The following is a 10,129-nucleotide window of genomic DNA, read 5'->3' as shown; positions in this document are numbered from 1 at the left end:
CCTCGGCGATGCCGGCGGTCACGTCGAGGGCGGATCGATTGCCTTTACAATTTATTGCAAAAGTGTCACGGTGTGCTGATGGACTTCGCGCACGTCGAGTTATCCGATCAAGACGAGGCCTTCCGCGATGAGCTGCGGGCATTCCTCGCCGAGGTGGTCACCGACGAGGTGATCCGGCGTGATCGCGAGACCGGCGAGAACTTCGACGAGGCAGTGCATCTGGCCCTGGGCAAGGCTGGCTATCTGGCCGGCGACTATCGGGCCGAGGCCGACGGCGGGTTCAGCGCGGTCCGGCGGCGGATCTGGGAGCTGGAGATCGCCCGGGCCCACACCCCGTGGTTCCACTGGGGGACGACCGCGATGGTCGCCCACACGGTGGAGAAATTCGCCTCGCCGGAACTGCTCGACGAGGTCTTGCCCGGTGTCCTGGACGGGAGCCTGCGGCTGTGCCTGGGCTACACCGAACCCGAAGGTGGATCCGACGTCGCGACCTGCAAGACGCGCGCGGTGCGGGAAGCCGACGGAACCAGCTGGGTTGTCAACGGCTCCAAGATGTTCACGTCGAACGCCCACAATGCGCACTACGTGTTCCTGGTGACCAACACCGACCCGGCCGCAGCGAAGCACAAGAGCCTCACGATGTTCCTGGTGCCGCTGGATTCCGACGGCGTCGAGATCCAACCGCTGCGCACCGTCGACGGTGACCGCACCAACATCACCTATTACAGCGACGTGCGGGTCAGCGACCGGTACCGCGTCGGCGAGGTGAACGGTGGATGGGCGGTGTTGCGCGGTGCGCTCGAACTCGAGCACGGCACCTTCGAACGCGAGACCCGCGGCCTGCAGAAGCTCGCCACGATGACCGAGCACATCAACTTGATGGCCGAGGCGGTGGACCGGGTGGCCGCCGTGGCACCGCCCGACGCCGCCTCGCGCTACCGGCTGGGCCGGGGCATCGCGCGGCTGGAAGCCGCGATGAGCAGCCCTGGCATGTACGGGCGCGTGGCGATCGCGCAGACCATGCGCGACGTATCTCCAGACCTGATGGACATCATCGGAGCGGCCGGTGCCCTGCCGGTCGGCACGGCCGGTGCCGCCGACGACGGCGGCGCCGAATACATCTTCCGCCTGGCCGGGCCCACGGGCATCTATGGCGGCACCCTGGAGGTGTTCCGCAACATGATCGCGCAGCAGGCCCTCGGCCTGGGGCGGCCGAACTATTCGCCGGTCAAGTGACCGGAGCCGCGGCGGTCAACCTTTCTGACGACCGTTCCACCAGGTCGTGCCGCCCAGAGGCCGGGCAACACGTCTGCCGAGCCTGGGTACTGTGAATCGGGTGCATCCCTTGGACAAGGCGCTTGAGCTCGAATCATCCGGTGACGGTCAGTGGCGCGGACGCACGGTACCGGAGTGGGCCAACATGGTCGGCCCGTTCGGTGGCATCACCGCGGCCACGCTGGTGCGGGCGGTCGAGCTGCACCCGAAACGGCACGGCCAGCCCATCGCGCTGACCGTGAACTACTTGGCCCCGATCGCCGACGGCGACTTCGACATCACAACCAGGGTCGTCAAGACCAACCGCTCCAACCAGCATTGGATCGTCGAACTCAGCCAGGACGGCGAGCCCAAGACCACGGCGACCGCCGTCTTCGGGCTGCGCAGGCAGGGCTGGTCGGACACCGAGATCACCACGCCGGACGCCCCGGCTCCCGAGGACATCGCGCGCTCGGTCCCGCCGTTCGGGGTGGTGTGGTTCGACAACTACGACATGCGGTTCGTCGACGGGGCGATGCCCGACCCGGGCGCCGCGCCGACCGAGTCGCCGAGTTCCACCACCACCCTGTGGGTGCGGAACAACCCTTCGAGGCCAATGGATTTCGCGGCCCTGACTTCGGTGAGCGACATCTTCTACCCTCGGGTGTTCCTGCGACACGGCCAGTTCGTGCCGGCCGGGACGGTGTCAATCACGGTGTACTTCCATGCCGACGATGAGCAACTCGCCGCGCAGGGCGACGATTTCGTGCTCGCCACGGCCCGGGCGCACAAGTTCTCCGGTGGCTACTTCGACCAGAGTGCGCAGCTGTTCGGCCGCAGCGGGGTGCTGCTGGCGACGAGTCACCAGTTCGTCTATTTCAAGGCGTGAGGTCGTCGGGGATCGACTGCAGCGCGATCCACGCACTCACCCGGGTCTGCGGGTCATCGAGCCGGCCGGGCAGCACCGCCTCGATCGCCGCGAGACGATTGCGCACGGTGTTGCGGTGCAGCCCGAGTTCTTCGGCGACNCGGGTCGGCCAGTTCACTGGTGGCCACCCATCGGACCGCCGCGTCGGGGCGGCAGACGTGGACGCCACGCAGCGCGAGTGAGCTCACCGTCAGCAGGTCACCGACCACGACCATGCTGCCAGTTTTGCACAATGCGGAGACAGCGCGCTATGCATTTCGACACTGCCGTCGGCGCCGGAGAGTCCTTAGCGTTACGGCAAAAGACCGCCAGCAGCAGGAGGAACACGTGACCATCGCCGAGATCGCGGGTGCAGCCGTCACCCAGGAACGCCGGCTCGTCACCGCGATTCCAGGCCCCATCTCGCAGGAGATGCAGGCCAGGAAGACCGCTGCGGTGGCCGGTGGCGTGGGGACCACGCTGCCCGTCTACGTGGTGGCCGCAGGCGGTGGCATCCTGCGCGATGCCGACGGCAACCAGCTGATCGACTTCGGCTCCGGCATTGCGGTGACCACCGTCGGCAACAGCGCGCCGGCCGTCGTCGAGGCCGTCACCGAGCAGGTCGCGGCGTTCACCCACACCTGTTTCATGGTCACGCCCTACGAGGGCTATGTGCGGGTGGCCGAGGAGCTCAACCGGCTCACCCCCGGTGACCACGACAAGCGCAGTGTGCTGTTCAACTCCGGTGCCGAAGCCGTCGAGAACGCCGTGAAGATCGCCCGCGCCCACACCCGGCGGCAGGCCGTCGTGGTGTTCGACCACGCCTACCACGGCCGCACCAACCTCACCATGGCCATGACCGCCAAGAACCAGCCGTACAAGCACGGCTTCGGCCCGTTCGCCGGTGAGGTGTACCGCGTGCCGACGTCGTTCCCGTTCCGGGACGGCGAGACCGACGGTGCGGCCGCCGCTGCCCGCGCCCTGGACCTGATCGACAAGCAGGTCGGCGCGGACAACGTGGCCGCCGTCGTCATCGAACCCATTCAGGGTGAGGGCGGATTCATCGTCCCCGCACCGGGATTCCTGCGCGCGCTGCAGAACTGGTGCACCGACAACGGCGCGGTGTTCGTCGCCGACGAGGTGCAGTCCGGCTTCGCCCGGACCGGCGCGATGTTCGCCGTCGAGCACGAGGACGTGGTGCCCGATCTCATCGTCACCGCGAAGGGCATCGCCGGCGGACTGCCGTTGTCGGCCGTGACCGGCCGCGCCGAGATCATGGACGCGCCGCACGCCGGTGGCCTCGGCGGCACCTACGGCGGCAACCCGANCTGCCGGTCGGCACGGCCGGTGCCGCCGACGACGGCGGCGCCGAATACATCTTCCGCCTGGCCGGGCCCACGGGCATCTATGGCGGCACCCTGGAGGTGTTCCGCAACATGATCGCGCAGCAGGCCCTCGGCCTGGGGCGGCCGAACTATTCGCCGGTCAAGTGACCGGAGCCGCGGCGGTCAACCTTTCTGACGACCGTTCCACCAGGTCGTGCCGCCCAGAGGCCGGGCAACACGTCTGCCGAGCCTGGGTACTGTGAATCGGGTGCATCCCTTGGACAAGGCGCTTGAGCTCGAATCATCCGGTGACGGTCAGTGGCGCGGACGCACGGTACCGGAGTGGGCCAACATGGTCGGCCCGTTCGGTGGCATCACCGCGGCCACGCTGGTGCGGGCGGTCGAGCTGCACCCGAAACGGCACGGCCAGCCCATCGCGCTGACCGTGAACTACTTGGCCCCGATCGCCGACGGCGACTTCGACATCACAACCAGGGTCGTCAAGACCAACCGCTCCAACCAGCATTGGATCGTCGAACTCAGCCAGGACGGCGAGCCCAAGACCACGGCGACCGCCGTCTTCGGGCTGCGCAGGCAGGGCTGGTCGGACACCGAGATCACCACGCCGGACGCCCCGGCTCCCGAGGACATCGCGCGCTCGGTCCCGCCGTTCGGGGTGGTGTGGTTCGACAACTACGACATGCGGTTCGTCGACGGGGCGATGCCCGACCCGGGCGCCGCGCCGACCGAGTCGCCGAGTTCCACCACCACCCTGTGGGTGCGGAACAACCCTTCGAGGCCAATGGATTTCGCGGCCCTGACTTCGGTGAGCGACATCTTCTACCCTCGGGTGTTCCTGCGACACGGCCAGTTCGTGCCGGCCGGGACGGTGTCAATCACGGTGTACTTCCATGCCGACGATGAGCAACTCGCCGCGCAGGGCGACGATTTCGTGCTCGCCACGGCCCGGGCGCACAAGTTCTCCGGTGGCTACTTCGACCAGAGTGCGCAGCTGTTCGGCCGCAGCGGGGTGCTGCTGGCGACGAGTCACCAGTTCGTCTATTTCAAGGCGTGAGGTCGTCGGGGATCGACTGCAGCGCGATCCACGCACTCACCCGGGTCTGCGGGTCATCGAGCCGGCCGGGCAGCACCGCCTCGATCGCCGCGAGACGATTGCGCACGGTGTTGCGGTGCAGCCCGAGTTCTTCGGCGACCTTGAGCCGCGAACCGTGGTGACGCAGAAAGCAACGAAGCGTCTCCAGCTGTTCGGAATCCAGTCCGTCCAACCAGTGTTCGGCGAAAGCGGTGGCCTTCTCCGGATCGATCAGGCCGAGCGGGCCGTCGTCGATCACCCGGTCCCACACCACCGCACCGGACACCTCGGTGGCCTGGGCCAGCGCCAGTCCGGCGGTCCGGTAGCCGGTTGCGCCGTCACGCGGCGTGACCGAGTTCCCGATACCGACCTGCAGCCCGTCGTCGGCCAGCCGGCGGCCGGNCCGCTGACCGCCTTGGCGATCGCCGGGATCCTCTCGGACGCAGGCGTTCCCGACGGTGTGGTGAACATGGTGCCCACCACCGATGCCGCCGCCGTGGTCGAGAACTGGCTCAGCGACGAGCGGGTCCGCAAGATCTCCTTCACGGGTTCCACCGGCGTCGGCCGCGTGCTGCTGAAGCAGGCCGCCGACCGGATCGTCAACGCCAGCATGGAACTCGGCGGCAACGCCCCGTTCGTGGTCACCGCCGACGCCGACGTCGAGGCCGCTGTCGCGGGTGCGATGGTGGCCAAGTTCCGCGGTGGCGGGCAGGCCTGCACCGCGGCCAACCGGTTCTACGTGCATGCCTCGGTGGCCGAGGACTTCGTCGCCCGCTTGGCCGACGAGGTCGCGGCGTTGCGCGTCGGCCCGGCCTCTGACCCGGACTCACAGGTCGGCCCGCTGGTGAGCGAACGCGCCGCACAGCGCGTCACCGAGGCTATCGATGCCGCGGTGGCCGACGGCGCCGTGGTGGCCGCTCGATCCGAGGCGCCCACCGAGGGCTGGTTCGTCGCACCGACGCTGCTGACCGGCGTGGCCCCCGACGCCGCGATCCTGGCCGACGAGATCTTCGGACCCGTCGCGCCCGTTGTGGTCTGGGAGCACGAGGACGATCTGCTGCGTTGGGTCAACGACACCGAATACGGTTTGGCCGCATACATTTACGCGGGCCGACTGCAGGATGCCGTTCGCCTGGCGGAGTCGTTCGACGCCGGCATGGTCGGCATCAACCGCGGCATCGTGTCCGACCCGTCCACCCCGTTCGGCGGCATGAAGCAGAGCGGGCTCGGCCGGGAGGGCGCCCGAGACGGCCTGCACGAGTTCCAGGAGACGCAGTACTTCAGCGTCGCGTTCGACTGAACTGCTGACGGCCGGCTCAGAACGGCGAGGTGTGCGACATCAGGCTCAGCATCAGCACGGTCGCGCCGAGCAGCAGGCCGAACATGGCCAGGCCCATGACGGTGACGATGAACCACGTTACGCAGAGCTGCTTGCCGTGCTTGATCTTCGCGAGTCGCTCGTCGTGCACGAATTCCCGCGCGACGACGGCGAATTCGACATCGTCGAGTTCGGCATCGGCGGCCGGTGCCCCGGAGGCGATCTCACGCAGACGGGCCGCGCCGATGCCGACACCGACCCCGGCGAATCGCCGACTCATCTGACGCGCTTGCCGCCGGGTTAGCCGGTGATCGAGCGCGCACATCGCATGCGGCCACTGCCCCCACCCGCCGCCATGGGCGCTTGACGGGGTCGTCACAAACTTTGAGTCTATGCCTGTTCGGCCGCGGGCGGGCCGGGTATTTGCCTGGTTCAGCGAATGACGCGGTGCACGTCGTCGGTCTGGTCGGGCCCCTCCTGAGCGATCCACGGGCCTTCGATCGACGGGTCGATGATCCCGTCCTCCAGCCACGTGTAGCGGTCGGCGAGCACACCGTGCGTCAAGACCCGGTCCGATTCGTCGCTGTTGTCCCAGAGTTCGTGGAACAACCGGTCGGCCCGCACCCGGGCCTGCCGGCAGAACGCGTCGGCGAGCTCCACGGCCGCCTCGTCGCCGCCGGCCCGGACGCATGCGGCCGTCATCGCGAACAACTCCGCCCCGATGTCGACGATCCGGCCCAGGAACCGTTGCTTGTGCTCCAACTTGCCCTGCCACCGGGACATCGCGTAGAANCGCCGAGGATTCCCGGATCGGCGAGGTCCGCGGCCGTGGCGCCATGATCGCCGTCGAACTGGTCAAGGCGGGCACCACCGAGCCGGACGCCGACCTGGCCAAGCGGCTCTCCGCCCTCGCCCACGCCCAGGGGCTGGTCGTGTTGACCTGCGGCACCTACGGCAACGTGCTCCGGTTCCTGCCGCCGCTGTCCATGCCCGACCACCTGCTCGACGAGGGGCTGGACATCCTGGCCGCCGTCTTCGCCGAGACCCGCTGAGCCCTGGTCGGCTCGAACCCTGGAGATTTCAGTGAACCCGCAGAACGCGATCGCCGCCCTGGATGCCAAGCACGGCATCCTCATCGACGGCCAGGCCCACGGTGCCGCCACGACCTTCGACGTCGCGGACCCGGCCACCGGCAAGACCATCGCCGAGGTGGCCGACGGCACCGTCGCCGACGCCCGGTCGGCAGTGGACGCCGCCCACCGTGCGTTCCCGGACTGGGCCCGCACCAGCCCCCGCCGCCGCNGCCACCGGGACATCGCGTAGAAGGTGCTGCGGGCCAGTTTGCGGCTGGCGCGCTCGACGTATCGCAGGTGTTCGGCCAGCGGCCCGAATTCGGCGAATGACGTTGGCAGCTGGCCTTTTCCGGTGACCAAGGTGGGTAACCAGCGCGCGTAGAACTTCCCGGCCTGAGTGGCGGCCCTGGCCTTCTGTTTGAGATCGGCATCCGGGTCGATGATGTCGCCGGCCACCGACAGGTGAGCGTCCACCGCCTCACGGGCCAGCATCAGATGCATGATCTCGGTGGAGCCCTCGAAGATCCGGTTGATGCGCATATCGCGCAGGATCTGTTCGACGGGCACACCGCGTTCACCGCGGGCGGCCAGCGATTCGGCGGTCTCGAAGCCGCGGCCGCCGCGGATCTGCACGAGTTCGTCGGCGATCAGCCAGGTCATCTCCGAGCCGTAGAGCTTGGCCAGCGCCGCCTCGATCCGGATGTCGGTGCGGCCCGCATCGGCCAGCTCGCTTGCCAGTTCGACCATCGATTCGATGCCATAGGCGGTGGCCGCGATGAAGGCCACCTTGCCGGCCACCGCGTCGTGCTCACCGACCGGCCGGCCCCATTGCACCCGTTCCCTCGACCATTCCCGCGCGATCTTCAGGCACCATTTCGCCGTTCCGGTGCACACCGCGGGCAACGACAGGCGTCCGACATTGAGCGTGGACAACGCGATCTTCAGGCCCTCGCCTTCCTTGCCGATGCGGTTGGCGGCCGGTACCCGGACATCGGTCAGCTTGGTCAGCCCGTTCTCGATACCGCGCAGCCCCATGAAGGCGTTGCGGTTGGTGACGACGATGCCGGGGGTGTCGGCTTCGACGACGAAGGCGGTGATGCCGCCGCGACGCCCCTCGGCCTTCGGGACTTGCGCCATCACCACCAGCAGATCGGCGATGACACCGTTGGTGGTCCAGAGTTTGACGCCGTTGAGCACGTAGTCGTCCCCGTCCGGGATGGCGGTGGCGTGCAACCGGGCCGGATCGCTGCCGACGTCCGGTTCGGTCAGCAGGAAGGCACTGATCTCGCGGGTGCACCTGGGCAGCCAGGTCCGCTTCTGCTCGTCAGTCCCGAACATCGACACCGGCTGGGGTACGCCGATCGACTGATGCGCCGACAGCAACGCGCCCAGCGCCGGGTGTACCGAGCCCACCAGGGACAGCGCCTTGTTGTAGTACACCTGCGACAACCCGAGGCCGTCGTACTCGGTACCGATCTTCATGCCGAACGCGCCGAGTTCCTTCAGGCCCCGGATCACCTTGTCCGGGATTTGCGCATCGCGTTCGATCACCGCGGCGTCGATCTGCGACTCGCAGAATTCCCGCAGCTTCGACAGGAACGCCTCGCCGCGTTCGGATGTCACAGCTGGTCCGCGAGGGTACGGATGGACCAGGTCCAGCCGCAACCTGCCGAGGAACAACTCTTTGCCGAAACTGGGTCGGCGCCACTGCGCCTCGCGCGCCTCTTCGGCAACCTGCCTGGCCTGTCGTTCGTTGATTTCTCCGGTAGCGGTCATAGCCGGCCTCCATGCATCGGGCCCTACTCGACGGTAACTCCGTTCGATGGTGGGATACCCGCAAACCGTCAGACCACACTCGCCACGAACCGGTCTCGCTACACTTACCGTAAGTCCAACGGTTAGGAGCCGCGTTGATCAAGGTCATGCAGGGCGTGCGAGTACTGGAGGTCGCACAGTTCACGTTCGTCCCGGCGGCCGGGGCCATCCTCGCCGACTGGGGTGCCGACGTCATCAAGGTGGAGCATCCGGTGCGCGGGGACACCCAGCGCGGCTTCATCAACATGGGCGGGTTCGAGCTCGACCCGAACCGGCATCCGCTCATCGAGCATCCCAACCGCGGCAAGCGCAGCGTCGGCATCGATATCTCGACGGCCGGCGGCCAGGAGATCCTGTACGAGATCGCCAAGACTGCTGACGTGTTCCTGACGAATTACATGCCGCAGGCTCGGCAGAAGAACAAGTTCGACGTCGAACACATCCGGGCGGTGAACCCGAACATCATCTACGCCCGTGGTAGTGCCTACGGCGACAAGGGGCCCGAGCGCCTGGTCGGCGGATTCGACGGCACCGCGTTCTGGACCCGCAGCGGCGTCGGGCACGCGCTCACCCCCGAGGAGCTGGGCGGTGCGCTGTCCCAAGGTATTCCGGCGTTCGGCGACTCGATCGGCGGGATGAACATCGCCGGTGGCATCTCGGCGGCGTTGTTCCACCGCGACCGCACCGGCGAGGCGCTCGAGGTGGACGTGTCACTGCTGAGCACCGCGTGGTGGGCGGCCGGAGCCAGCGTGACGCAGGGCATGGAGACGGGGGAGACCATGCGGTCCCTGATGCCCGATTCCATTGGGCCGACGGTCAATCCGTTCCTCGGCAACTACCTGACGTCCGACGGCGGCACCATCAACCTGTGCATCGTCAGCCCGACCGGCTACATCCGCGACGCCTTCGAGCATCTCGGTCTGCCCGAACTCGCCGACGACCCGAGGTTCTCCGACGTCCTTCCGCTGATCGAAAATGCTGAGGCGGCAGCACAACTGATCGCCGAGTCGATCCGCAGCAAGCCCTTCGAATACTGGCGTCAGCATCTCAAGACGATGAAGGGGCAGTGGGCGCCGTTCCAGAGCCTGGTCGACCTGGCCACCGACGACCAGGCCGTCGCCAACGACATGATCGTCGAGGTCGAGGCGACCGACGGTGGCAAGCCGTTCCGGGTGGTGCGCGGGCCGGTGCAGTTCAACCACGAGCCACTCGAGACCACTCGGGCCCCACAGGCATCGGAGCACACCGAGATCGTGCTGATGGAACTCGGCATCGACTGGGACCGGATCAGCGAGCTGAAGGACTCCGGCGCGATCGCCTGACCTGGCCGGGGTTCTTGGGACT

The 10,129-nt window shown here is 67.8% G+C and carries 8 protein-coding genes and 5 pseudogenes; 8 read left to right on the top strand and 5 right to left on the bottom strand.

Features of this window, described 5'->3' with window-relative positions:
* Nucleotides 1–78: 78 nt before the first annotated feature.
* Together BN4332_RS18210 and BN4332_RS18205 are read left to right on the top strand one after the other, a co-directional pair.
* Nucleotides 79–1,236: an acyl-CoA dehydrogenase family protein gene (locus tag BN4332_RS18210; RefSeq protein WP_066900656.1), complete on the top strand. Its 1,158-nt coding sequence runs from the start codon at nucleotides 79–81 to the stop codon at nucleotides 1,234–1,236.
* Nucleotides 1,237–1,327: 91 nt separating this feature from the next.
* Complete coding sequence (locus BN4332_RS18205) at nucleotides 1,328–2,143, top strand: acyl-CoA thioesterase (RefSeq protein ID WP_066900335.1); 816 nt, start codon at nucleotides 1,328–1,330, stop codon at nucleotides 2,141–2,143.
* Here the strand turns inward: BN4332_RS18205 and BN4332_RS18200 are convergent.
* Entirely contained in the window at nucleotides 2,133–2,300 is a 168-nt protein-coding gene (locus BN4332_RS18200) for a helix-turn-helix domain-containing protein (protein ID WP_235654130.1), read from the bottom strand. The genes BN4332_RS18205 and BN4332_RS18200 overlap by 11 nt on opposite strands.
* A gap of 209 nt (nucleotides 2,301–2,509) precedes the next feature.
* Between BN4332_RS18200 and BN4332_RS18195 the strand changes: the two are divergent.
* The 3 genes and pseudogenes from BN4332_RS18195 to BN4332_RS18185 all read left to right on the top strand — a co-directional run.
* Nucleotides 2,510–3,502 (top strand): annotated as a pseudogene (locus BN4332_RS18195) (aminotransferase class III-fold pyridoxal phosphate-dependent enzyme); the annotation flags it as partial.
* Nucleotides 3,490–3,654 (top strand): annotated as a pseudogene (locus BN4332_RS34450) (acyl-CoA dehydrogenase family protein); the annotation flags it as partial. The pseudogenes BN4332_RS18195 and BN4332_RS34450, both read left to right, overlap by 13 nt.
* Nucleotides 3,655–3,745: 91 nt before the next feature.
* Nucleotides 3,746–4,561, top strand: coding sequence for an acyl-CoA thioesterase (locus tag BN4332_RS18185; RefSeq protein WP_066900335.1), 816 nt, complete (start codon nucleotides 3,746–3,748; stop codon nucleotides 4,559–4,561).
* On the opposite strand, the gene BN4332_RS18180 is transcribed toward BN4332_RS18185, so the two are convergent.
* Nucleotides 4,551–4,865: a helix-turn-helix domain-containing protein gene (locus BN4332_RS18180; protein ID WP_235654129.1), complete on the bottom strand. Its 315-nt coding sequence runs from the start codon at nucleotides 4,863–4,865 to the stop codon at nucleotides 4,551–4,553. The genes BN4332_RS18185 and BN4332_RS18180 overlap by 11 nt on opposite strands.
* Between BN4332_RS18180 and BN4332_RS18175 the strand changes: the two genes are divergently transcribed.
* Nucleotides 4,776–5,879 (top strand): aldehyde dehydrogenase family protein, encoded by a 1,104-nt coding sequence (locus BN4332_RS18175; RefSeq protein ID WP_268811515.1) that lies wholly within the window; start codon nucleotides 4,776–4,778, stop codon nucleotides 5,877–5,879. The two genes, BN4332_RS18180 and BN4332_RS18175, sit on opposite strands and share 90 nt — an antisense overlap.
* Before the next feature lie 16 nt (nucleotides 5,880–5,895).
* On the opposite strand, the gene BN4332_RS18170 is transcribed toward BN4332_RS18175, so the two are convergent.
* Both BN4332_RS18170 and BN4332_RS18165 read right to left on the bottom strand, forming a co-directional pair.
* Complete coding sequence (locus BN4332_RS18170) at nucleotides 5,896–6,177, bottom strand: hypothetical protein (RefSeq protein ID WP_066900330.1); 282 nt, start codon at nucleotides 6,175–6,177, stop codon at nucleotides 5,896–5,898.
* A 152-nt stretch (nucleotides 6,178–6,329) separates the two neighbouring features.
* A pseudogene (locus tag BN4332_RS18165) lies at nucleotides 6,330–6,731 on the bottom strand (acyl-CoA dehydrogenase family protein); the annotation flags it as partial.
* Between BN4332_RS18165 and BN4332_RS18160 the strand changes: the two are divergent.
* Nucleotides 6,683–6,949: pseudogene (locus BN4332_RS18160) on the top strand (aminotransferase class III-fold pyridoxal phosphate-dependent enzyme); the annotation flags it as partial. The pseudogenes BN4332_RS18165 and BN4332_RS18160 sit on opposite strands and share 49 nt — an antisense overlap.
* 252 nt (nucleotides 6,950–7,201) lie before the next feature.
* Here the strand turns inward: BN4332_RS18160 and BN4332_RS18155 are convergent.
* Nucleotides 7,202–8,746 (bottom strand): annotated as a pseudogene (locus tag BN4332_RS18155) (acyl-CoA dehydrogenase family protein); the annotation flags it as partial.
* Between the two features lie 146 nt (nucleotides 8,747–8,892).
* Between BN4332_RS18155 and BN4332_RS18150 the strand changes: the two are divergent.
* A complete protein-coding gene (locus BN4332_RS18150) occupies nucleotides 8,893–10,107 on the top strand; it encodes a CaiB/BaiF CoA transferase family protein (protein ID WP_066900655.1) in 1,215 nt (404 codons plus the stop codon).
* Nucleotides 10,108–10,129: the final 22 nt, after the last annotated feature.

Source organism: Mycolicibacterium houstonense, assembly GCF_900078665.2.
Lineage (GTDB): Bacteria > Actinomycetota > Actinomycetes > Mycobacteriales > Mycobacteriaceae > Mycobacterium > Mycobacterium houstonense.
This window is presented reverse-complemented; position numbering and strand designations above follow the sequence as displayed.